13 protein-coding genes are annotated in these 24,926 nt (G+C 68.1%); 12 read left to right on the forward strand and 1 reads right to left on the reverse strand.

All coding sequences use genetic code 11. The annotated features are described in order from the left end of the window. Window positions 1–3 precede the first annotated feature (3 nt). The 11 genes from zomB (at window position 4) to ACFU5M_RS24300 (ending at window position 20,804) form a co-directional block, all read left to right on the forward strand. The gene (gene zomB, locus ACFU5M_RS24250; protein WP_379052875.1) at window positions 4–1,941 is read left to right on the forward strand and encodes a flagellar motor control protein ZomB; all 1,938 of its coding nucleotides are present in this window, start codon (window positions 4–6) and stop codon (window positions 1,939–1,941) included. 225 nt (window positions 1,942–2,166) lie between these two features. After that, window positions 2,167–3,234 (forward strand): alpha/beta hydrolase, encoded by a 1,068-nt coding sequence (locus ACFU5M_RS24255; protein WP_379052857.1) that lies wholly within the window; start codon window positions 2,167–2,169, stop codon window positions 3,232–3,234. A gap of 306 nt (window positions 3,235–3,540) precedes the next feature. Then, window positions 3,541–4,602, forward strand: coding sequence for an alpha/beta hydrolase (locus ACFU5M_RS24260; RefSeq protein ID WP_379052859.1), 1,062 nt, complete (start codon window positions 3,541–3,543; stop codon window positions 4,600–4,602). Between the two features lie 886 nt (window positions 4,603–5,488). Continuing rightward, on the forward strand, window positions 5,489–6,529 hold the full coding sequence (locus ACFU5M_RS24265) for an alpha/beta hydrolase (protein ID WP_379052861.1): 1,041 nt from the start codon (window positions 5,489–5,491) through the stop codon (window positions 6,527–6,529). Between the two features lie 222 nt (window positions 6,530–6,751). Next, window positions 6,752–8,551: an alpha/beta hydrolase-fold protein gene (locus ACFU5M_RS24270; protein WP_379052877.1), complete on the forward strand. Its 1,800-nt coding sequence runs from the start codon at window positions 6,752–6,754 to the stop codon at window positions 8,549–8,551. Between the two features lie 406 nt (window positions 8,552–8,957). Next, window positions 8,958–9,482 carry a DUF732 domain-containing protein gene (locus ACFU5M_RS24275; protein ID WP_379052863.1) on the forward strand — a complete coding sequence of 175 codons (525 nt, stop codon included), beginning with the start codon at window positions 8,958–8,960 and terminating at the stop codon, window positions 9,480–9,482. Next, entirely contained in the window at window positions 9,473–10,465 is a 993-nt protein-coding gene (locus tag ACFU5M_RS24280) for a cutinase family protein (RefSeq protein WP_379052879.1), read from the forward strand. The genes ACFU5M_RS24275 and ACFU5M_RS24280 overlap by 10 nt, the downstream gene beginning before the upstream one ends. A gap of 170 nt (window positions 10,466–10,635) precedes the next feature. Continuing rightward, the gene (locus ACFU5M_RS24285) at window positions 10,636–11,679 is read left to right on the forward strand and encodes an LLM class F420-dependent oxidoreductase (protein WP_379052864.1); all 1,044 of its coding nucleotides are present in this window, start codon (window positions 10,636–10,638) and stop codon (window positions 11,677–11,679) included. A 190-nt stretch (window positions 11,680–11,869) separates the two neighbouring features. Then, window positions 11,870–13,783 (forward strand): long-chain-fatty-acid--AMP ligase FadD32, encoded by a 1,914-nt coding sequence (fadD32, locus tag ACFU5M_RS24290; protein WP_379052866.1) that lies wholly within the window; start codon window positions 11,870–11,872, stop codon window positions 13,781–13,783. A 110-nt stretch (window positions 13,784–13,893) separates the two neighbouring features. Further along, window positions 13,894–19,263: a polyketide synthase Pks13 gene (pks13, locus tag ACFU5M_RS24295; protein WP_379052868.1), complete on the forward strand. Its 5,370-nt coding sequence runs from the start codon at window positions 13,894–13,896 to the stop codon at window positions 19,261–19,263. Next, window positions 19,260–20,804 (forward strand): acyl-CoA carboxylase subunit beta, encoded by a 1,545-nt coding sequence (locus ACFU5M_RS24300; protein ID WP_379052869.1) that lies wholly within the window; start codon window positions 19,260–19,262, stop codon window positions 20,802–20,804. The genes pks13 and ACFU5M_RS24300 overlap by 4 nt, the downstream gene beginning before the upstream one ends. Window positions 20,805–20,871: 67 nt before the next feature. On the opposite strand, the gene ACFU5M_RS24305 is transcribed toward ACFU5M_RS24300, so the two are convergent. Further along, window positions 20,872–21,369: a peptidylprolyl isomerase gene (locus ACFU5M_RS24305; protein ID WP_379052870.1), complete on the reverse strand. Its 498-nt coding sequence runs from the start codon at window positions 21,367–21,369 to the stop codon at window positions 20,872–20,874. Window positions 21,370–21,553: 184 nt separating this feature from the next. Between ACFU5M_RS24305 and ACFU5M_RS24310 the strand changes: the two genes are divergently transcribed. Further along, window positions 21,554–24,926, forward strand: a 3,373-nt coding sequence (locus tag ACFU5M_RS24310) for an arabinosyltransferase domain-containing protein (RefSeq protein WP_379052871.1), incomplete at its 3' end; no start/stop codon positions are given.

Consider the following 24,926-nt stretch of genomic DNA (forward strand, 5'->3'; position numbering starts at 1 on the left):
GAGATGCTGGTGGCGGAGCGAACGGAATACGCGGCGGAGCGGCAAGCCGATGAGCAGGCCCGCTCCGCGTCGCGGTTCGCGCGCCTATCCGAAGCCACGTTCGTCGGTGGGATCGCGCTCACCGTTGTCCTTTTCGCGGTCGGAGGCTGGCAGCGACGGTGGATCGCCGACGACGGCCTCATCGTGTTGCGCACCGTCCGCAATCTGCTGGCGGGCAACGGTCCCGTCTTCAACGAGGGCGAGCGCGTCGAAACCAACACCAGCACCGCATGGACCTACCTGGTCTGGTTCTTCAGCTGGCTGACCCAGGCGCGGCTCGAGTACGTGGTGCTCGGCGTCGCGCTCACGGTGTCGCTGGCCGCGGTCGTGTTCGCCATGCTCGGCTCGGCGCGGCTGTGGGGCGGCACCGGCGCCGGACTGTTGCTGCCCGCGGGCGTGCTGGTCTACATCGCGCTGCCCCCGGCCCGCGACTACGTCACTTCGGGCCTGGAAAGCGGCTTGGTGATCTGCTGGATCGGCCTGCTGTGGTGGCAGCTGATGCGCTGGAGCCAGGCGAAGTCGGTGCGCCTGCCCGGCCTGCTCGGACTGGTCTTCCTCGCCGGGCTCGCCCCGCTGATCCGTCCCGAGATGACACTGGTCGGCGCGCTGGCGCTGCTGATGATCTTCTTCGCCCCCATGCCCGAGAGCAGGCTGCGGCCGATCGTGCTGCGCGCGGTGATCGTCGCGGTGGCCGGGCTGGTTCCGCTGGGCTACCAGATCTGGCGGATGGGCTACTACGGCCTGCCCTACCCGAACACCGCCGTCGCCAAGGACGCGGGCGGCGCCAAGTGGGGACAGGGCTTCACCTACCTCTGGGACCTCGTCGGTCCGTACTTCCTGTGGGCGCCTCTGCTGGTGCTGCTGCTCGCCGGTGTGCTCGCCGCACGCACACGAGCGGGCCGGACCGCCGATGCCGGTTCGGAGGCGCACGGTTGGTCGATCCAGCGAGCCCGGGAGTGGCTGCGCTCGCCGGGTGCGGTGGTGACCTCGGTCCTCGTCAGCGGTTTCCTTCTGACGCTGTACGCGCTGCGCGTCGGCGGTGACTTCATGCACGGCCGGATGCTGCTGCCGCAGCTGTTCCTCCTGTTGCTCCCGGTCGCGGTCATCCCGATCCGCGCGCCCCAGGGCGGGGTGCGCGCGGCGACCGCCGCCGATTGGTCCTTGGCGGCGATCGCCGTGGCATTCGTCGCCGTGGCGGGCTGGGCGCTGTTCGCGGCCGACACCACCGCGATCAAGACCGGTACCAAGATCACCTCTACCGGCATCGTCGACGAGCGTGTGTACTACGTGCTCAACACCGGGCACGACCACCCGATCCTGGCCGAGGACTACCTGGACTACCCGCGCATCCGCGCCATGGTCGACGACATCACGGCCAGTCCGAACGGCGGCCTGCTACTCAACTCGCCCTCGTTCATGTTCTGGTATGTCGCTCCGCCGCCGCAGCCCATTCCGGACGGCGGCGCCGGGCACACGGTCTACTTCCTGAATCTCGGGATGACCAGCATGAACGTCCCGCTGGACGTGCGTGTGATCGATCCGATGGGCCTGGCCTACCCGCTGGCGGCGCACACCGACCGGCTCACCGACGGCCGGATCGGCCACGACAAGAGCCTGTACCCGGATTGGGTCATCGTGGACGCGGGCATGGTGGACAAGAAACCGTGGATGCCCTGGTACCTGGACGAGAAGTGGGTGACCCAGGCACGCACCGCGATGTCCTGCCCGGACACCCAGGCACTGCTGATCTCCTCGCGCGACCCGCTCACCTTCGAGCGGTTCCGGCACAACCTGCGTAACTCGCTGCATTTCGCGAAGTACCGCCTCGATCGGGTGCCGAAGTACGAGATCCAGCGGTGCGGGCTGGCCGATCCGTTCCCGCAACCGATCGCGCCGCGCTGAATCCGTGGCACGCACCGGGCCTACTCACGCACGCCGACCAGGGCCCATGTGCGAGTCCTATAAAGTGGTGTACGCCGCTTTATCTCTTTTTGGTAACGCCACCGTGTCGATACCGATATACGCTACGACCGTATGCCCGGCCGTGGCGTCCATCGGTAGAGGGCATCGGCGGGTTACCGTGTGGACGGCTTGCCGCTGTCGCTGTGAAACGAAAGGTTCAAACTGATGCGAGGCGTGATCGGGCGTCGTCTTAATACTCGAAGAGCAGGTTCTTGGCTCAAGCGGTCCATGCTGGTGTCGCTGGCTGTTCTGCTACCGCTCGGGGTGTCGGTGGCAGGTCCTGCCGCCCCGGCGTCCGCCGCGTTCAACCCGGACGGCTTCGACTTCTGGGTCGATTCGGAGATGGGGCCGATCAAGTCGCGCGTCTTCCGCGCTGCCGACGGCAACACCGGGCGCGTGGTCTACGCGCTGGACGGTATGCGGGCGCGCGCCGACCTGAGCGGCTGGGAGATCGATACCGAGGTCGTTCGCGAGCTGAACAAGTGGAACATCAACGTGGTCATGCCGGTCGGCGGCCCGTCCAGCTTCTACGCCGACTGGAACGGTCCGAGCGACTTCTTCGGCCTGGGCAGCGCGGGCTCGTCCTCCACCGGTTCGGCGAACTCGGGCTCCGGCCTGCTGACCGGTTCCGCGGGTGGACCGGGCAAGACCAGCACCTACAAGTGGGAAACCTTCCTCACCAACAACCTGCGCTGGGCGCTGCGCGACCGGCTCGGGTTCAACCCGAACGGCAACGGCGTGTTCGGCCTGTCCATGGGCGGCAGCGCCGCGCTCACCCTGGCGGCCTACCATCCGGACCAGTTCCGTTACGCCGGTTCGTACTCCGGCTACCTGAACATCTCCGCGCCGGGCATGCGTGAGGCGCTTCGCGTGGCGATGCTGGACGCGGGCGGCTACAACATCGACGCGATGGCGCCGCCGTGGGGTCCGCAGTGGCTGCGGATGGACCCGTTCGTGTTCGCGCCGCGGCTGAAGGCGAACAACACCCGCCTGTGGGTCTCCGCCGGTAGTGGTCTGCCGAGTGGGGCCGACGGCTTGAGCTTCAACACCGTCAACGCCATGGGTCTGGAAGCGTTGGCCTTGGCCAATACTCGCGCGTTCCAGGTCCGCATGCTCACCCTGGGCGCGAACAACGTCACCTACGACTTCCCCGCCGTGGGTGTGCACAACTGGAACTACTGGGCCGACGAGGTCTACCGGATGATCCCCGACCTCTCGGCCAACATCGGGTAGTCAGCCCGGCAATCACGACGAAAGACCGCTCCGCGCCAACGGCACGGAGCGGTCTTTTCGTCGTTTGCGCGGTCGTCCCGGGATGTTTCGGCAACGAATACGAAGAAAACGGGCTTCGGTAGTTGTGGTCTGGATCACCATCCAGCAACATGAAGGCATTCGTTTCCGATTGATACTCGAACAACATGCACCGAGTTCGATTCGTCCGTTTCTCGGTGGACGTTGCGGCTCGGTGCTCGATGAGTGGCTCGGTAGTGATCGCTGAAAGTTTGCCGACGGGGCCGTCCGAGGGAAAGGTCGAATGTGATGCGTAGTGCGCGCGGGAAGCGCGGGCCCGAGAGGTCTCGAACATCCGGTTCGTGGTTGCGGCGGTCCGTTCTCGGCCTCGCCGTAGCGCTGCTGTTACCGCTCGGCACGACCATCGCCGGCACCGCCGCCACGGCGGCGGCGGCATTCGACCCCGCGGCCTTCGACTTCTGGGTCGATTCCGGCATGGGCCCGATCAAGACCCGGATCCTGCGAGCGGCGGACGGCAACACCAATCGCGTCGTCTATGTGCTCGACGGCATGCGGGCGCCGGAGTCGCTGAACGGCTGGGAGATCGAGACGAACATCCCGCAAGTCCTGGCGAGCCAGAACATCAACGTGGTCATGCCGGTCGGCGGCATGTCGAGCTTCTACGCCGACTGGATCGCGCCGAGCGAATTCCTGGGCATCCCGGCGGGTAGCGGCTCGAGCACCGGTTCCGGCGGACTGGACGGGTTCGCGGGCGGGCCGGGCAAGAGTTACCGCTACCAGTGGGAGACCTTCCTGACCAACAACCTGCGCTGGGCGCTGCGCGACCGGCTCGGGTTCAACCCGAACCGCAACGGCGCCTTCGGGTTGTCGATGGGTGGCAGCGCGGCGCTGACCATGGCCGCCTACCACCCGGACCAGTTCAGCTTCGCCGGCTCGTTCTCCGGGTACCTGAACAACTCGGCGCCCGGCATGCGCGAGGCGATCCGCGCCGCCATGCTGGACGCGGGCGGCTACAACGTCGACTCGATGGCCCCGCCGTGGAGTCCGCAGTGGCTGCGGATGGACCCGTTCGTGTTCGCGCCCAACCTGGTCCGTAACGGCACCCGCCTGTGGATCGCCGCCGCCAGCGGCCTGCCCTCGGCCACCGACCCACCCAGCTTCAGCACCCTCAACGGCATGGGCCTGGAAACGTTGGCACTGGCGAACACTCGCGCGTTCCAGGTCCGGATGGCGACCCTGGGCGCGGGCAACGCCGTCTACTCCTTCCCGCCGTTCGGTATTCACGCCTGGAACAACTGGTCCGACGAGGCCATGCGAATGATTCCGGATATGTCGGCGAACATCGGCTGAAACTTTTGGCAGCGCCTGCGGCGCTGCGTGTTCGCGGCCCCTTTATGGCTCGCGGCAGAGCGGACGAGACTCGCGCCTGCGGCACATGCGCTTCGTCCGCTCTGCCGCGAGCCGGGCCGTGAACGGCGCTCGTATGACTCGCACCTCGAGAGGGTGGGTGAGTGGGGGGCTGTCGCGTTTGTGGTGCTCGGGTGGGTTGGGAACATTTGTAAGCGTTTGTGCAGTTGTGTTGCTTCTCGGTGACTGGGGCCATGTAGGGGGTGAGTGCTGGGGTAATGGGGCTCTGGGTGGCCGAGCTCAGGGGTGGGGTAGGGGCAAAGTGGGGGGTTGCGGGGGCGGGTGATGCGGGGCCAGGACGCCCTTATTTCGTTTGCTGCGGAATCGCTGTTGTATGATCTTCGGAGCTAGAACTGTTTGCTCGGGCTTATTTTCGTGGCTATCACGGCAGATCTCGGTGCCGATCACATCTCGGTCACCGGTTCCTGCCGGGTCGTCGGGTCGCCGACCGGTTGTGCGGTGTGCCGGTCCTGTGACGCGCTGGATGCCAGGATTGCGAAGATCTCGGGTCGGTGACAGTTCTCGCCAGGAGCGCGAATATCTTGCGATCCAACACGACATCACCGCGAGAACGCGATAAGGTCACCGCATCATTACCTTGCGCAAACGGACGGATTTCGGCCAGTGGAAAGACCTCGGATCTTGCTAAAGCGAGGGCCGTCGAATATCGTCCAGCGAGCGCAAGTGTGACCAGATCGTTGTAGCGCCGTCACGGGTATCGGATTGTCGGGACCCATGGCCGTGACGCGCGTCTCGTTGGCAACACGGGTGCCGCTTCGCCCTTCGGGTGGCGAGGTGGCACCACAACAGCAGAAAGAGAGCAGGATTCATGCGTTTCGGCAGGGCGGCCGCGCCGAAGAGAACTCAGTCGGGACGGCGAGGCACGCCTCGCGGTTGGCGTAATCGAATTCTGGCTGTCGGTGCTGCGGCACTGGCGCTACCGATTGCCGCGGGCCTGGCGACCCCGACTCTCGCCACCGCGGCGCCATCGGCGCACGCACCGGTGCTGCGAGCGCCCGCGGGTGGTTTCGAGGACCTGATGGTCCCCTCCAGCATGGGCCCGATCAAGGTCCAGGTGCAGTGGGCCGCGCGCGGCGGCAACGCCGCGCTCTACCTGCTCGACGGTCTGCGTGCCCGCGACGACCGCAACGCGTGGTCGTTCGAGACCAACGCGCTGCAGCAGTTCGGCAACGACAACATCAGCCTGGTGATGCCGGTCGGCGGTCAGTCGAGCTTCTACACCGACTGGTACGCGCCGTCGAACCTGAACGGCCAGAAGACCACCTACAAGTGGGAGACCTTCCTCACCAAGGAACTCCCGGCCTTCCTGGAGGGCTACGGCGTCTCGCGCACCAACAACGCGGTCGTCGGCCTGTCCATGGGCGGTAGCGCGGCGCTGGCTCTCGCGGCCTACCATCGCGACCAGTTCAAGTTCGCCGCCTCCTACTCGGGCTACCTGAACATCTCCGCGCCGGGCATGCGCGAGGCGATCCGCATCGCGATGCTGGACGCGGGCCGCTTCAACGTCGACTCGATGGCCGCGCCGTGGAGCCCGGCGTGGCTGCGGATGGACCCGTTCGTGTTCGCGCCGCAGTTGAAGGGCCTGCCGATGTACATCTCGGCCGCCAGCGGTCTGCCGGGTCAGTTCGACCAGCCGAACTCGGCGGTCGGCGTGTTCAACACCGGCAACGCGATGGCGCTGGAAGCCCTGTCGCTGGTGAACACCCGCGCGTTCCAGGCTCGCCTGAGCTCGCTGGGTATCCCGGCCCGGTTCGACTTCCCGGCCGCGGGCACCCACTCCTGGAAGTACTGGGAGGGTCAGCTGTTCGCCTCGCGCAACATGATCCTGGACGCCACCGGCTCCTGGTGATCTGATCCACCTTCTCGCATTCAGGCCGCACCGATTCGGTGCGGCCTGAATTGCGTTCGGGGCCAGTCATGATCGCGGGTCGGCGAACATAGTTTGCTAGGCAGCGCGTGTCTCCCGTGAAGGTCGCTATAACAGGAGTACAAAGCTTCTGTGGCAGGGAATACGCGCGGTAGCTGTGGCATACGCGGGCGTCTCGTCGCTCGTTCGGCACGCGAGCGGCTCATGCTGCTCGCCACCGCACTGGTGATCCCCCTAGCCGCGGGTACGTCCGTCGAGGCGCCCGCGATCGCCGAGCCCACAGTGGCCGTGGCCGCGCCCGTGCTGGAGAAGGTCCAGTGGCTCAGCGACCGTCGCGTCGCGCTGTGGGTGACCTCGCCCTCCATGGGCGTGCCGATCCAGGTGCAGTTGCTGCTGGCCAGGGACTGGAACGCTCGGCCGGAGGCCCGGTTCCCGGTCCTGTTCCTGCTCGACGGCCTGCGCGCGACCGACGACGAGAACGGTTGGACGAAGGAGGCGGGGGCGGTCGATTTCTTCGCCGACAAGAACGTGACCGTCGTGCTGCCCATCGGCGGACAGTCCAGCTTCTACACCGATTGGCTGGAGCCGGACAACGGCCGCACCTACAAGTGGGAAACCTTCCTGACCAAGGAGCTCCCGCCGCTGCTGGAGAGCCACTGGCGGGCGACGAGCGTGCGGGGTATGGAAGGCCTCTCGATGGGTGGCACAGCCGCGATGCTGCTGGCCGCCCGTAATCCCGGTTTCGTGCGGCACGCGGCCTCGTACTCCGGCTTCTTGACCACGACGACGCTTGGCATGCCCCAGGCCATCGAATTCGCCCTGCGCGACGCGGGCGGTTTCGACTCCGCCGCCATGTGGGGTCCGCTGGCCGGGCCGGAGTGGGAAGCGCACGATCCGTACATGCTGGCCGACAAGCTGCGGGGCGTCAGCCTCTACATCTCCAGCGGCAGCGGCGCGATCGGTCCCTTCGACCAAGCCCTCGGCATACCCGGGGTGAGCACGAACGTCGCGGGCATGGGGTTGGAGATCCTCGCCCGTCTCACCTCGCAGAACTTCGTGACCAAGCTGTCCAAGCTGGCCATCCCGGCGCAGGTGAACTACCGCCCGTCCGGCACCCACTCCTGGCCGTACTGGGATTTCGAGATGCGGCAGTCCTGGACCCAGGCCGCCTCCGCGCTGGGCGTCGACCAGAACAAGCCCGCCTGCCAGCCGGGCGGTGCGATCGGCCCGGTGGCCGCCGCGGCGGACCGGCTCGGTGAATGCCTCACCGGTGAGTACGCGGTGGCGGGTGGCACGGCTCAGGACTTCGAGGGCGGCCGGGTGTTCCACACGCCGGGCAGCGGCGCGTATCCGGTCGGCGGCGTGTTCGGCGCGGGCTACCAGGCGGCCGGTGGACCTACCGGACCGCTGGGTCTGCCGACCAGTGAGGAGCGCGTGCTGGAGGACGGCCGCGGTAAGTACCAGTCCTTCCAGAACGGCTCGCTGTACTGGACCCCGCAGACCGGCGTTCAGGCAGTCCGCGGGGCGATCCTGGCGGAATGGGGCAAGCAGGGGTTCGAGCGCGGCCCCGCCGGTTATCCGATCGCGCCGGAGATCAAGACACCGAGCCGCGACGGCGCCGTGCAAGCCTTCGAGAACGGTCCGTTCTACTACAGCCAAGCCACCGGCGTGCACCGCCTCCAGGGCCTTATCCTCGGCAAGTACGCCCAGCTCGGCTTCGAGAACAGTCCGCTCGGCTTCCCGGTCGACGGAGAGCAGGCACTCAAAGATCTGGGCCGTTTCAGCCGTTTCGAGGGCGGCAACATCTACTGGAGTCCGGTGTCGGGCGCGTGGGCCGTCCGCAACGGCCCGATCTTGGACGCCTGGCGCGAGACCGGTTACGAGAACGGCAAACTCGGCTACCCCACCGGCGACGAGTTCCCCGTCTCCGACGGCGTGCAGCAAAACTTCCAGGGCGGTTTCATCACGCTGCGCGACGGCAAGCCGGAAGTGCACGCCTTGTGAGAGGAACCCCTTCTCGCGAGGCTGTCGTCATGTGCCCGATGCCCCCGAGCGGAGCGCGATCAGGTGCCCAGTCGGCAGCCGCCGTGCTCACAACGCTGCCGCCAGCGAACTGCCACCTGACGCGCGGTCCGTGTCTCGCGTGCCTCCGAACGGTGCGCTGATGTACCTACGAGCACATTGGCCCAGCTCCCGGTTTCGCGCGAGGCGAGACGCGAGCATGCGCTGTTCTCGGCCCGGCTCGCGTCCGAGTGGCCGCCGCGTCCGTGGCGCAGTCGCCAGCGGCAGTCGCTCGGACACGAGCCATGAAGGGGCCGCGAACACGCCGCGCGAAGGCGCGGCAAATCGAACACAGCTAGCCTGGTGGGCGACCCGACCCCGCTCAGCGACAGATCGAGGACAAGAATTCATGCATCGGACCCGTGGAAAGGTAATCGGCGTAGTCGTGGCGCTCGCCGCGACCGGCCTGCTCGCCGCGTGCGGCGACAATGATTCGACCGCGACGAGCACGCCGTCGACGCCTGCCCGCACCACGACGGCGACGACGACGTCGCCGGCCGCGTCGACGCCCGCCGACACCGGTCAGCCTGCTCCCGCGCCGGAGCAGCCCCCGGCGACGGCGGCCCCCGAGCGTCCGCAGCCGGTGCCGACCGAAGCCGTCCCGCCCGCGGACACCTCGAAGCTCACCGACAAGGACAAGCGGTTCTTGGATGAGCTGGCCAAGCAGGGTGTCACCCCGTCCACCCCGGACATCGCGCTGAGCATCGGCGCGTACGTCTGCCAGGGCACCGCCGCCGGTGCGTCCGATCAGGATCTGATGACCTTCGTCAACGCCATGGCAGGTTCCGATCCGTCCTTCGACCCGGCCAAGATGCCGGTGGAGAAGGCCGGGCAGATCTACGTCACCACCGCTCGCGCCACGTACTGCCAGTGAGTTCGCGTTCCCGTTCGACCTCCCGCCGGTTCCGGCCGGCGGGATGTCTGGTCGCGATCGGCGCCGTTCTGCTGATCGTCCTGGTGGTTCTGCTGCTGTGGTATCTGCTGGCAGGGCGTTTGCGCCCGCCCGGCCCGGGGCCGAAGCCGCCGGAACGGCCGACCTCGCAGCCCGCCAGTTGTCCCGACGTGCAGATGATCTCGGTGCCCGGCACCTGGGAGTCGAACAGCTTCGACGACCCGCACAATCCCACCGCCAACCCGGTGTCGCTGATGCTCAACGTCTCCGGCCCGATCGCCCAGCGGTTCCCGAGCGAGCGGGTGGACGTCTACACCGTTCCCTACGTCGCGCAGTTCTCCAACCCGATCGCGATCCCGCCGGACGGCCAGCAGTCCTACAACAACAGCCGGTCCGAAGGCACGGCGCGGATGGTCGACGCCATGGCCGCACGGCACCAGGAGTGCCCGCTGACCACTTACGTCCTCGCTGGGTTCTCCCAGGGAGCGGTGATCGTGGGCGACGTCGCCGCGCGGATCGGCGCGGGCGACGGCCCCGTGCCGGCCGACCTGGTGCTCGGCGTGACGTTGATCGCCGACGGACGCCGCACCGGCGAGAGCGGCCCGGGTCAGGCGATCCAGATCGGCGCGCAGGTGCCGGGGGTGGGTGCCGAAGTCGCGTTGAAGGGGCTGAACGTGCCCGGCATCACGATGACCGGTCCGCGTCAAGGGGGCTTCGGCGCACTGGCCGACCGCACCTACACCATGTGCGCACCCGGAGATCTGATCTGCGACGCGCCACGGGAGGCATTGAGTCCGTGGAACGTGCTGGGCAGCGTGAACGCGCTGGTGCGGGCGGCGGGCAACCCGGTGCACGCCCTCTACAACGGTTACGTCGTCGACGGTGACGGCACCACCGCGACGCAGTGGACGGCCAACTGGGCAGCGGGCCTCATCGAGGCAGCGCCGCATCCGGCCCATTCGTGAGAATTCACAGACCGTGAGATACCCCGCACCCCCTTGGCGTGACAAGCGCAACTCGAGTTGGGTAGCACGCTGTAAAGTGCGCTGGTGATCGCGACGCCGGGCACCACCGCAGCGCAGACCCCGGGCGGGCGTCGCGCCCGTATTTTCCTTACAGCCAGGAGCATGAGTTCATGACAGAAGCCGCCGCACCGGCCACCACGGCGAGCCGTGACGCGGATGCTGCGTTGTCCGCGCTGGGCACTCCGTTGCGTCCGTTCCGCTTCGCGGCGGCCGGCGAGGGAAACAAGCAGGAGGGCGGTGCGCGCAAGTTCGTGCAGACCGCTCAGCAGGCCGAGGAATACGGCTTCGACACCTTCGTGGTGCCCGATCACCTCGGCGAGCAGATCGGGCCGATCGCCGCGCTCGGCGCGCTGACCCAGGCCACCGAGAGGATCCGGCTCGGCACGTCGGTGTTGGCGAATGGTTTCCGTCACCCGGTCGTGCTGGCCAAGGATCTGGCGACCATCGATGTGCTGTCGAAGGGCAGGCTCGAGGTCGGCCTCGGCGCGGGCTGGATCAAGGAGGAGTTCGACAACGCGGGCATCTCCTACGAGTCGCCCGGTGTCCGGCTGGAGAAGCTGGACGAGGCGCTGACCATTCTCGACGTGCTGCTGCGCGGCCAGGAGTGCACCTTCGAGGGCAAGCACTACCAGGTCCGCGGCATCAAGGGCACGCCGCGGCCGCGGCAGGGTCCGCGTCCGCCGATCTGTACCGGCGGCGGCGGTCCGAAGATGCTGCGCTTGGCCGCCAAGCACGCCGACATCATCTCCGTCGTTCCGGTGACCACCAAGAACGGCAAGGGCCTGCTCTCCGGCATCACCATCGAAAAGGCCGTGGAAAAGGTGAATCTGATCAAGGAGGCCGCCGGTGACCGGTTCGCCGACATCGAACTGAACTGGGCCGTCACCGCGGTCGTGATCACCGACGATCGCGAGAAGACCGCGGAGATGGCGCTGTCGGCGTTGGACCGGGGACTGCATCCGAACCTGGAAGTCGACGTTCAGCTGTCCGTCGAGGACATCCTGAACTCGCCCTACGTGGCGATCGGCACATTCGAGGAGATCGCCGAGCAGATCCGCCGTGTGCGGCAGCTCACCTCGATGTCCTACGTCGGAGTATTCCCCACCCAGATGGACGCGTTCGCCCCCGTTATTCCCCTGCTGCGGGACGAGTGAGCCGGTCTTCTCTGTAACATGACTCTGGTTTGAGTACATCTAGCCGATAAGCGGTCACCGCGCAGACCGCACAAAATCTGCAGGCTGGCTCTGCACTTGGAGCACCCGCGGGCGAAAGCGAGTCGGGGCCTCACAGGTAATAGCGGCGATCTCGCCGTCTTGCTGCGTGTGCCTCGGAGGAGAAGAAGGAATGGAAGAGACTTTCGACGACTACCTGGACGAAACCGGGAACATCCGTATTCCCGAGGATCACACCCTGGTTGATCACGTCGAGAAGCACACCCGGAACGACGCGAACACCCTGGCGTATCGCTACATCGACTACTCGCGCGAGCGCGACGGCGAGGCGCAGGAGCTGACGTGGCGTGAGTTCGGTATTCGGCTGCGCGCGGTGGCCGCTCGACTGCAGCAGGTGACCAACCCGGGCGACCGGGTCGCGATCCTCGCGCCGCAGGGCTTGGATTACGTGATCTCCTTCTTCGCCGCGATCTACGCGGGCACCATCTCGGTCCCGCTGTTCGACCCGGACGAGCCCGGCCACACCGATCGCCTGCACGCGGTGCTCGGCGACTGTGAGCCCTCGGCCATTCTGACCGCGAGCTCTTCGGCGGCCGGGGTCCGGCAGTTCTTCCGCTCGTTGCCCGCCGCCCAGCGGCCGCGCATCATCGCGGTGGACGCGATTCCCGACAGCGTCGGCGAGAGCTGGGTGCGCCCGGACATCGCGATCGACGACATCGCCTACCTGCAGTACACCTCGGGCTCCACCCGGGTGCCCGCCGGTGTGGAGATCACCCACCGCGCGGTGGGCACCAACCTGCTGCAGATGGTCGACGCGATCAACCTGGACTGGAACTCGCGCGGCGTCACCTGGCTGCCGTTGTTCCACGACATGGGCCTGCTGACGGTGATCCTGCCCGCGGTGGGCGGCAAGTACATCACCATCATGTCGCCGAGCGCGTTCGTGCGCCGTCCCTACCGCTGGATCAAGGAACTGGCCGCGGTTTCCGACGGCGCCGGGACCTTCGCCGCCGCCCCGAACTTCGCGTTCGAGCACGCCGCGGCGCGTGGTCTGCCGAAGAACGGCGAGTCGCTGGACCTGTCGAACGTCATCGGCCTGATCAACGGCAGCGAGCCGGTGACCACCTCGTCGATGAAGAAGTTCAACGAGGCGTTCGCCCCTTACGGCCTGCCCAAGACGGCGATAAAGCCCTGCTACGGCATGGCCGAGGCGACGCTGTTCGTCTCCGCCACCAAGGCCGAGGACGAGGCCAAGGTCACCTACGTCGACCGCAAGGAACTCAACGCGGGACGCATGGTGAAGGTCGACCCGAGCCACGAGGACGCGATCGCGCAGGTGTCCTGCGGTTATGTCGCGCTGTCGCAGTGGGCGGCGATCGTCGACCCGGAGTCCGTGGAGTCCGGTGGCGGCCGTGAGGTACCCGACGGGCACGTCGGCGAGATCTGGCTGCACGGCAACAACATGGGCATCGGCTATTGGGGTCGTCCCGACGAGACCTCGGCCACGTTCCAGAACAAGGTCACCGAGCGCCTGTCCGAGGGCAGCCACGCCGAGGGCACCGAGCCGGACGCGAACTGGATGCGCACCGGCGACTACGGCGTGTACTTCGAGGGCGAGCTCTACATCACCGGCCGGGTCAAGGACCTGGTGATCGTGGACGGCCGCAACCACTACCCGCAGGACCTCGAGTTCTCCGCGCAGGAAGCCAGCACCGCGCTGCGGCCCGGCTTCGTGGCGGCGTTCTCGGTGCCGGCCAACCAGCTCCCGGCCGAGGTGTTCGAACAGGGCAGCCACTCCGGCCTGCAGTTCGACGCCGACGACGCCTCCGAGCAGCTGGTCGTCGTCGGCGAGCGGGGCCCGGGTGCGGGCAAGGCCGATCCGTTGCCCATCGCCGACGCAGTGCGCGCGGCGATATCCCAGCGCCACGGCGTGACCGTTCGAGACGTGCTGCTGGTGCCCGCGGGTTCGATCCCGCGCACGTCCAGCGGCAAGATCGCCCGTCGCGCCTGCCGGGCGGCCTATCTGGAGGGAACGCTGCGGGGTGGTTACACCCAGCAGGCTTTCCCCGATGCACCGGAAGAGTAATTGCCAGGGGCGGCCTCGGACCGACCATCGACGCTCGGCGCCGACCTTCCCACGCGCCGGGCGTCATTTCACGGTACGCCCGGTACGGACACAGGTAGCTTGAGGAATTGATGGCTGACAACGAGGGCACGCCCACCCAGACGACCGACACCCCGCCCGTGGAGACCGTCGCCGACGCGGCGGCCCCGGCCGAGTCCGCGAAGGGTGGCGCGCAAACCGACATGTCGGTGGCGGAGCTGCGTGAGTGGCTGCGGCGCTGGGTCTCCGAGGCGACCGGTCAATCGATCGAGCAGATCACCGTGGACCGGCCGATGGAGGAGTTCGGGCTCGCCTCGCGTGACGCCCTCGCCCTCGGTGGGGACATCGAGGAACTGACCGGCGTGATGCTGAACGCGACGGTCGTGTACCAGCATCCGACCATCGCCTCACTGGCCGAGCGGATCGTCAACGGCGAGCCGGACGCGCCGGAGGAAGCCGCGGACGACGCCTTCTACACCGCGGGCTACCGTCCCGGCGAGGCGCACGACATCGCGATCGTGGGTTTGTCGACGCGACTGCCCGGTGCGGGCGACACCCCGGAATCGACATGGGATTTCCTCATCGGCCGGGGTGACGGCATCCGGGAGCGGCCCGAGGGACGCTGGTCGGAGTTCCTGGACGAGCCGCGGCTGGCCGAGGCGATCGAGAAGGCCAACACCAAGGGCGGCTATCTCGACCAGGAAGTCGTCAAAGGCTTCGACGCCGAGTTCTTCGCCATGTCGCCGGTCGAGGTCGAGCGGGTCGATCCGCAGCAGCGTCTGATGATGGAGCTCACCTGGGAGGCGTTGGAGCACGCCCGGATTCCCGCCAGCGAGCTCAAGGGCGAGCCGGTCGGCGTGTTCATCGGCTCCGGGGGCAACGACTTCATGCTGCTCGCGGCGCTCGGGCTGGGCAGCGAGCGCGATCCGAACGTGCCGGTGTCGGCCGAGGCCTACGCGATCATGGGCAGTGTCACGTCCATCATCCCCAACCGGGTCTCCTACTTCTTCGACTTCCGCGGCCCGTCGGTGGCCGTCGACACCGCCTGCTCTTCGACGCTGGTGGCGGTGCACGAGGCGGTGCAGGCGCTGCGCAGCGGCGAAGCCGACCTGGCGCTGGCCGGCGGCGTGAACATGCTGCTCGCGCCGATGGCCACGCTCGGCTTCGACGCCAACGGCGGCCTCGCCAAGGACGGGCACATCAAGGCGTTCTCCAGTGACGCCGACGGCATGATCCGCTCCGAGGGCGGCGGTCTGGTGGTCCTCAAGCGCCTCGCCGATGCCGAGCGCGATGGCGACACGATCTATGCCGTGATCAAGGGCTCGGCGGTCAACAATGACGGGCGGTCCAACGGCCTGCTCGCCCCGAATCCGGACGCGCAGGCCGAGGTGCTGCGCCGCGCCTACCGTGACGCGGGCATCGCGCCGTCCTCGGTCGACTACGTCGAGGCGCACGGCACCGGCACCCTGATCGGCGACCCGATCGAGGCGGACGCGCTCGGCCGGGTGGTCGGGCGGGGCCGCGACGCGGACAAGCCCGCGCTGCTCGGTTCGGCCAAGACCAACTTCGGCCACCTGGAGTCGGGCGCCGGTGCGGCGAGCCTGGCGAAGGTGGTGATGTCGTTGCAGCACAACGTCATTCCGCCGAACATCGGCTACGCCGGTCCGAACCCGTACATCCCGTGGGACCAGTCGCACCTGAAGGTCGTCGACGAGCCCACCGAGTTCCCGCGCTACAGCGGCAAAGCCACCATCGGCATCTCCGGCTTCGGCTTCGGCGGCACCAACGCGCACATCGTCGTGCAGGAGTACGTGCCCGCTGTCGCGGGTGGGGCGCAGGCGCCGTTCGCCGAACTCGAGTCGCAGCTGCACGAGGACGTGCTGGACGAGGAGACCACGGACGTGGTCGCGGAAGCCGACGCCGTGGTCGCCGAGGCCGAGGTCGCGGCCGTCGCCGATGCCGCCTTGGCCGCCGAAGCCGAGCCCGCCGCGGAATGGACCGCCGAGCGCACCGAACCGCTGCCGCAGATCCTGCCGGTCTCCGGCTACCTGCCCTCGCGGCGCCGCCGCGCCGCCGCCGAGCTGGCCGACTGGCTGGAGTCGGAGGCGGGCGCGAACACTCCACTCGCCGACGTGGCGCGGTCGCTGGCCAAGCGCAGTCACTGGCGTTCGCGCGGCGTGGTGCTCGCCACGACGCACGAGGAGGCGGTCGCCGGACTGCGCGCCATCGCGGCGGGCAAGCCCGGTACGGGTGTCTTCACCGCCGACGCGCCCGCGGCCATGGGCCCGATGTGGGTGTTCGCCGGTTTCGGCGCGCAGCACCGCAAGATGGGCAAGCAGCTCTACCTGGAGAACTCGATCTTCGCCGAGGCCGTCGACGAAGTCGACGAGCTGGTGCAGGACGAGGCCGGATACTCGGTGCGCGAGCTGTTCCTGGACGACAGCCAGGACTACAACGTCGGCACCTCGCAGGTCGGCATCTTCACCATCCAGATCGGCCTGGCCGCGCTGCTGCGCGCGCACGGCGCCGAACCCGAAGCGGTGGTGGGCCACTCCATGGGCGAGGTCGCCGGCGCGTACATCGCCGGTGGTCTCTCGCTGGAGGACGCGGTGCGCGTGATCTGCGCCCGTTCCCGCCTGATGGGTGAGGGCGAGCAGATGATCAGCGACGACGACGTGCGCAATATGGCGCTCATCGAGTACAGCGCCGAGGACGTCGCGAAGCTGCTGCCGGACTACCCGGACGTCGAGGTCGCGGTGTACGCGGCGCCGACCAACACGGTGATCGGCGGTCCGCAGGATCAGGTGGCGGCGATCGTCGCGCAGGTGGAGGCGGCGGGCAAGTTCGCTCGGGTGTTGCAGACCCGCGGTGCGGGCCACACCTCGCAGATGGATCCGCTGCTCGGCGAGCTGGCCGCGGAACTGGCCGGCATCGAGCCCACCAAGCTGAAGACCGGTCTGTACTCGACGGTGCACAAGGAAGAGTTCTTCCGCGCGGGCAACGACCCGATCCACGACGAGGACTACTGGGTCAAGAACATGCGCCACAGCGTGTACTTCACCAACGCGGTGAAGCTCGCGGTGGACGCGGGCCACACCACGTTCCTGGAGCTGGCGCCGAATTCCGTGGCCTTGATGCAGGTGCTGGGCACCACCTTCGCCGCGGGTGTGCACGACGCTCAGCTCATCCCGACGCTCAAGCGCAAGGAGGACGAGTCCGCGGGTGTGATCGCCGCGCTGGCCCAGCTCTACGCGCACGGGCACAAGGTGGATCTGTTCTCGCTGCTCGGCGCGGGCGATTACGCCGACATCCCGCGCACCACCTTCGTGCGCAAGGAGTACTGGCCGAAGGTCCAGCTGTCGACGGGCGGCAACGGCCGGGTGCCGGGCGCGCACGTCGCGCTGCCGGACGGCAGGCACGTCTGGGAGGTGCAGGCGTCCTCGGTGACCGATCTGGCCGGCCTGGTGCGTGCTGCCTCGGCGCAGGTCCTCAGCGACGTCTCGCTGGGCGCGTCGATCCCGCATGCCGCGATCCCGGCGGCAGGCACGCTCACCACCACGCTCACCCCGCATCCCGGCGGCGCCTCGGTGCAGGTGCACGCCAAGGAAGGCAACGCCTTCCGTCTGGTGTTCGACGCCGTGGTGACCTCCGGCGCCCCGCTGCCGGAACCCGTTGCGGCCGAGCCTGTTGCGGCGATCGCCGCGCAGACCCAGAGCGATGCCGACATCGAGGTCGTGGAGACCTTCGGTGACCGCTGGGATCCGAACGGCACGCAAACCGTCGAAGACCGGCTCGCGCTGATCGTCGCGGAGTCCATGGGTTACGCGGTCGAGGATCTGCCGATGGAGATCCCGCTGATGGAACTCGGCTTGGACTCGCTGATGGCGATGCGCATCAAGAACCGGGTCGAGTACGAGTTCGACATCCCGCAGCTGCAAGTGCAGGCCGTGCGGGACGCGAGCCTGCACGAGGTCGGCAAGGTGCTGCGCTATGCGATCGAGCACCGCGACGAGGTGCAGGCGATGGCCGATCAGCAGGCCGCCGACAAAGCCGCGGGAGGCACCGGCGAGCTGACCGTCGACGCCGACTTCATGTCCGCGGCCAGGGCGGCCCTGGCCACTGGCGCCGACCCGGTCGCCGCGGTGGCGTCCACTTCGCCGGCCACCGGTACGGCCGGCGAGTCCACCGCCCCACCGGAAACCGCTGCGACCGAAGTCGATTCGGCACGTGCGGCAGCGACCATCGCGAGCCCGGATAAGGCCGCCGAAGGTGACCCGGCTCCCGCCGCGCAACCGGTAGCCAAAACCGCACCGGCCGCCGCGGCTCCGGCCAATCCCGCGGCCGTCTTCGGCGGCGCGCAGCAGCCCGTCGACGAGGACGACGTTCCGCCGCGCGACGCCGCCGAGCGCCTGACCTTCGCAACCTGGGCGGTGGTCACCGGGAAGTCGGCCGGAGGCATTTTCAACACGCTGCCGATCCTGGACGAGGACACCGCGGAGAAACTGGCCGCGCGCCTGACCGAACGGGTCAAGGCCGAGGTCACCGTCGATGACGTGCTCGACTGCGAGACCATCGAACAGCTCTCCGACATCGTTCGCGACCTGCAGGACAGCGGCGCGGATGTGGACGGTTTCGTCCGTCCGCTGCGGCCGCGCGCGGAGGGCTCGAACGCCGTGCCGGTGTTCGTATTCCATCCGTCGGGTGGCAACACGCTGGTGTACGAGCCTCTGTTGAAGCGGCTGCCCGCCGAGACGCCGATGTACGGCCTCGAGCGGGTCGACGGTTCGATCGAGGAGCGGGCGCGTCAGTACCTGCCCGAGCTGCGCAAGCTCCAGGGCGACGGTCCGTTCGTGCTGTACGGCTGGTCGCTGGGTGCGGTGCTGGCCATGCAGACCGCGCAGCTGCTCCGTGCCGAGGGCGCGGACGTCCGCGTGGTCGGCCTGATCGATCTGGCCATCCCGACTCAGGGCGAGGAGAACAGTCCCGAGGAGCGCGTGCGGCGGATCGAGCGGTATCAGACCTTCGCCAAGAAGACCTACGGTGTCGACGGCGAGTTGGACCGCGACCAGTTGGAGACGCTGGCGGCGGCTTCCGACGAAGAGCAGTTCAAGATGATCAGCGATCTGATCAAGATCAGTGGCGCGAAGATCCCCGGCGGCGTGCTCGAACACCAGCGCACCTCGTGGATCGATAGCCGTCACCTCGCCCGGACCCAGCCCACGCACTACGACGGCGACGTCGTGCTCTACCTCGCCGATCGCTACCACGACGGGATGATCGAGCTCGAGCCACGCTTCGCCGACCGGGTGCCCAACGGCGGCTGGGACGAATACATCCCGAATCTGGAGGTCGTCCACATCGCCGGCGACCACCTGCAGATCATCGATGAACCGCGGATCGGGAAGATCGGGGCCGACCTGACCGCGAAGCTCGCCGCGATCGAGGCGAAAGGGGCCAAGTGAGCACGACTGCCGAAAAACTCGCCGACCTGCGCAAGCGCCTGGAATTAGCGCAGGAGCCCGCGGGTGAAGCGGGGATCGCGAAGCGGGCGAAGAAAGGCATCCCCAGCGCCCGCGACCGGATCAACATGCTGCTCGATCCGGGAACGTTCGTGGAAATCGGTGCGCTGGTGCGCAAGCCGGGCGATCCCGCCGCGCTCTACGGCGACGGCGTCGTCACCGGGCACGGCCTGGTCGAAGGCAGGCCGGTGGCGGTGTTCTCGCACGACCAGACCGTCTACGGCGGCTCGGTCGGCGAGATGTTCGGCCGCAAGGTCGCCGGGATCCTGGAGTACGCGGCCAAGGTCGGGTGCCCGGTGGTCGGTATCAACGACTCCGGCGGCGCGCGCGTGCAGGAGGCGGTGACCTCACTGGCGTGGTACGCCGAGCTGGGCCGCCGCCAGGAGCCGCTGTCCGGCCTGGTGCCACAGATCTCGATGATCCTCGGCAAGTGCGCGGGTGGCGCCGTCTACGCCCCGATCAACACCGACGTGGTGGTGGCGACCGAAGAGGCGTACATGTTCGTCACCGGCCCGAAGGTGATCCGAGAGGTCACCGGCGAGGACGTCAGCCTCGAGGAACTCGGCGGTGCGCGCAGCCAGGCGGAGTACGGCAACATCCATCATGTGGCCAAGGACGAGTCGGCCGCGTTCGAGTGGGTGCGCGACTACCTGGGCTACCTGCCGACCAGCTGCCAGGAGTTGGCGCCGATCGTGAATCCCGGCTTGGAGCCGGAGACCACCGACAGCGACCTGGAGCTGAACTCGATCGTCCCGGACTCCGACAACTCCGGCTACGACATGCACGAGATCCTGTTGCGCATCTTCGACGACGGTGCCTTCCACGAGGTCGGCGCGTCGGCGGGCCGCAACGTCATCACCGGATTCGCCCGGGTGGACGGGCGCAGCGTCGGCGTGGTGGCCAACCAGCCGATGGTGTACGCGGGCGCGTTGGACGCCCGCGCCTCGGACAAGGCCGCGCATTTCGTGCGGCTGTGCGACGCGTTCGAGATCCCGCTGGTGTTCGTCGTCGACACGCCCGGGTTCCTGCCCGGTGTGGAACAGGAGAAGATCGGCGTCATCAAGCGTGGCGGACGCTTCCTGTTCTCCTACGTCGAGGCGTCGGTGCCGAAGGTCACCGTGGTGATCCGCAAGTCCTACGGGGGCGGTTACGCCGTGATGGGCTCCAAGCAGCTGGGCGCCGACGTGAACCTGGCCTGGCCCACCGCGCGGATCGCCGTCATGGGCGCGGAGAGCGCGGTCAGCTTGATCGGAGCCAAGCAGATCGAGGCCGCGCCCGAGGACCAGCGCGCCGCGATCCGCAAGCAGATGATCGACTTCTACAACGCCACCGTGGCGACGCCGTGGGTGGCCGCCGAGCGCGGATACGTCGACGCGGTCATCGAGCCGTCGACGACCCGGCTGGAGATCCGTCGTGCGCTACAACTGTTGCGGGACAAGGCTATTGCCCGCAACCCACGCAAGCATCACCTGCTGCCGCTCTAGTCTCCGGAACACGATCGGGCCGCACCCCCTGGGGTGCGGCCCGATTCGCGTCACGTGCGCCGAATGATCAGCTGACGGTGACGGATTCGATCACGACGTCGTCGACCGGCACGTCCTGGTGCATGCCCGCCGAGGACGTGGCGACGCCCGCGATCTTGTCGACCACGTCGGCGCCTTCGGTCACCGCGCCGAAGACGGTGTAGCCCCAGCCCGCCGCCGTGGGCGCGGAGTGGTTGAGGAAGTCGTTGTCGGAGACGTTGATGAAGAACTGCGCGGTGGCCGAGTGCGGGTCGTTGGTGCGGGCCATCGCGACGGTGTACTTGTTGTTCTTCAGGCCGTTGTTCGCTTCGTTCTGGATGGGCGCCTGCGTGCCCTTCTGGCGCATACCGGGCTCGAACCCGCCGCCCTGGATCATGAAGCCGGGAATGACGCGGTGGAAGATCGTGCCGTTGTAGTGGCCGGCGTTCACGTAGTCCACGAAATTGCGCACCGTGTTCGGCGCTTTCTGGTCGTCCAGTTCGAGGACGATCGGTCCGTAGTTCGTCGAGAGATTCACCTTGGTCATACGCCCACCTTTCCATTGTGGTCGGTACCGGTCAGCAGGACGGGGTCGATTGGTCGTCCGGCATCGATTTTCCGGCCCGTCGGCACAGCATTCCGGCATTCGGCTCCGAACATACTGAGGACCCGCGATTTCTCCCGGCGGCGCGACGCCCGCGCGGACAGACGGGCAGATAGCATTGCCAACCGTGCCCGACGCCGCTACCGCTGTTCTCACGAAACCTCCCGCCGCCCCGGTGGTGACCCCGAACGATTTCCGGACCGCTCGGCTCATCGCACTGGTCGCAGGCCTGCTCGGCGCGCTGTTCGCGCTGGCGACTCCGTTCCTGCCGGTCACGCAGACGACCGCGGTGCTGAAATGGCCGCAGAGCGGGACGCTCGGCAACGTACAGGCGCCGCTGATGTCGCAGGTCCCGATCGACCTGAAGGCGACGATCCCGTGCGAGACCATCGCCCAGCTGCCCGAGCGGGGCGGCATGCTGCTGGCCACCGCGCCGCCGCAGGGCGACCGGGCCTCGCTGGAGGCATTGTTCGTGCGGGTCTCGGAGACTTCGGTCGATGTGATCGATCGCAACGCTGTGGTGGTGTCGGCCGACCGCAGCCGCATGGGCGAGTGCACGTCGCTGAACATCAGCTCGGACAGCGAGCGCACCTATGGCGCGTTCGCCGGGCTCGGCAAGCAGGTGGAGCGGCCGGTCGAGGGTGCGGCGCCCGGGGCGACCGAGCTGGTCACCGTACCGGTTGAGGGGCAGCTCGGCGGCGATCTGCGGCCCCAGGTGGTGGGTGTGTTCTCCGATCTCAAGGGCGCGGCGCCGGCGGGGTTGTCGTTGGACATGACGGTGGACACCCGTTTCTCGTCCAGCCCGACCGCGATCAAACTGATCGCGATGATCGCGGCGGTGCTGTGCACACTGATCGCCCTGGCGGCGCTGGCCCGGCTGGACAGCAGTGACGGGCGCGGGCACCGCCGGTTCCTCCCGGCGAACTGGCTGAAGCCGACCTGGGCGGACGGCGCGGTGATCGGCACGCTGCTGGTGTGGCATTTCGCCGGCGCGAACACCTCCGACGACGGTTACATCCTCAGCATGGTGCGGGTGGCCCCGCACGCGGGCTACATGGCCAACTACTTCCGCTGGTACGGCGTGCCGGAGGCGCCGTTCGGCTGGTACTACTACGTGATCCAGGTCTTCTCGGAGATCTCCACCGCCAGTCCCTGGGTGCGGTTGCCCGCTCTGGCCTGCGCGATCCTGTGCTGGCTGGTGATCAGCCGCGAGGTGGTGCCCCGCCTCGGCCGCGGTGTGCGCATGAGCAAGGTGGCGCTGTGGACCGGCGGACTGGTGTTCTTGGCGTTCTGGTTGCCGTTCGACAACGGATTGCGCTCGGAGCCGATCGTCGCGCTCGGTGCGCTGCTGACCTGGGTGTCGATCGAGCGGGCTATCGCGACCGGACGGCTGCTGCCCGCCGCGGTGGCCGTCCTGGTGGCGGCGTTCACCCTGGCGGCCGCGCCGACGGGCCTGATGTGCGTGGCGGCGCTGCTGGCCGGTATCCGTCCGATGGTGCGCATCGTGGTGCGTAAGCACCGGCATTTCGCCGCGCTGGGCGCGGGGCGGTGGGGCTCGACGCTGCCGTTGCTCGCGCCGATCGCCGCGGCGGGCGTTCTCGTGCTGACCGTGGTCTACAGCGACCAGACCTTCGCCGGCATCCAGGAGGCCAACCGGGTGCGCCAGGTGACCGGGCCGAACCTGGCCTGGTACGAGGACTACCTGCGCTACTACTACCTGTTCGTGGAGACCGTCGACGGTTCGCTGTCGCGGCGCTTCGCCTTCCTGGTGATGCTGCTGTGCCTGTTCACCACCATGCTGGTGCTGCTGCGGCGCAGGCAGGTGCCGGGTATCGCGAGCGGTCCGACCTGGCGATTGATGGGCGTGGTCTTCGGAACCATCTTCTTCATGATGTTCAACCCGACCAAGTGGACCCACCACTTCGGCGCGTACGCGGGCATCGCGGGTTCACTTGCCGCGGTCACCGCGGTCGCGGTGTCGGCGAGCGCTCTGCGGGCCCGCAAGAACCGGGCGATCTTCCTGGCCGGGTTGCTGTTCGTGCTCGCGGTCGCGTTCTCCGGCATCAACGGCTACTGGTACGTGTCCAGCTTCGGCGTGCCGTGGTTCGACAAGCGCATCTCGCTGCACGGTTACCAGTCGAACACGGTCATGCTCATGCTGTTCGGCCTGGCACTGGCGCTGGTCGGGTGGTACGCGCTGCGGGAGGACTACACCAAGCCGCAGCCGTCGGCGAAGACCGCGCGCGGCAGGCGGATCCGCCGGTTCGCGGCGATCCCGCTGACCGTGGTCGCCGCGCTGATGGTCGCGCTGGAGGTGCTCTCGCTGGTCAAGGGCGCGGTCTCGCAGTATCCGGCGTACTCGCTGGCCCGGTCGAACTTCGACGCCCTCGGCGGCAGCACCTGCGGCTTGGCCAACGACGTGCTGGTGGAGCCGGACCCGAACGGCGGCAGGCTGGAGCCGGTCATCGATCCGGCGCATCCGCCGACCGATCCGGCCGACCCGCTGGCCGGCGTCGACCCGGTCGGCTTCGCCCCGAACGGCGTACCCAACGATCTGTCCGCCGACAGTGTCGAGGTCAAGCCGGGCACCGGCAACACCTCTACCCAGTCGGTCGGCGCGGCTTTCGCGGAGGGGCAGAGCGCGGGCACCGGTGGCGGTCAGGGCGCGCTCGGCGTCAACGGTTCCACCGTCGCCCTTCCGTTCGGCCTCGACCCGGCGACCACGCCGATCCTGGGCAGCTACCAGAACGGCGTGCAGCAGCCGGCGAACGTCACCTCGAGCTGGTACGAGCTGCCCGCCCGTTCGGCGGACAAGCCGCTGGTGGTGATCTCGGCCGCCGGTCGCATCCTCTCCTTCGACGACACCGGCGCGATGAAGTACGGCCAGTCGCTGACCGTCGATTACGGCAAGCGGCTGCCCGACGGCAGCGTGCAGAAGCTCGGCACCTATCTGCCGCGTGACATCGGCCCGTTCCCGTCCTGGCGCAACCTGCGGGTGCCGCTGGACGAGATCGCGCCCGACGCCGACGCGGTGCGCATCGCCGCCAACGACCCGATCCTGATCGGGGACCAGTGGCTGGCGTTCACGCCGCCGCGGATGCCGAAGTTGCAGACGCTCAACAGCCTGCTGGGCTCCCAGCAGCCGATCCTGCTGGACTGGGCGGTGGGTCTGCAGTTCCCGTGCCAGCGCCCGTTCGACCACGAGAACGGCGTGGCCGAGGTGCCCGGCTACCGCATCCTGCCGGACCGTCCGCTGGCCATCAGCTCGACCAACACCTGGCAGGCCGAGGAATTCGGCGGTCCGCTCGGCTTCTCCCAGATGTTGGCGAAGTCGACCACCGTGCCCACCTACCTGAAGGACGACTGGGCGCGCGACTGGGGCTCGCTGGAGCGCTACGACCGGTACGACCGCAACGCCGTCCCGGCGAAGCTGGAGACCGGTACGACCACCCGTTCCGGGTTCTGGTCGCCGGGTAGTTTGCGGGTGCTGTCTCTTATAC

Source organism: Nocardia sp. NPDC057455, assembly GCF_042802775.1.
Classification (GTDB): domain Bacteria; phylum Actinomycetota; class Actinomycetes; order Mycobacteriales; family Mycobacteriaceae; genus Nocardia.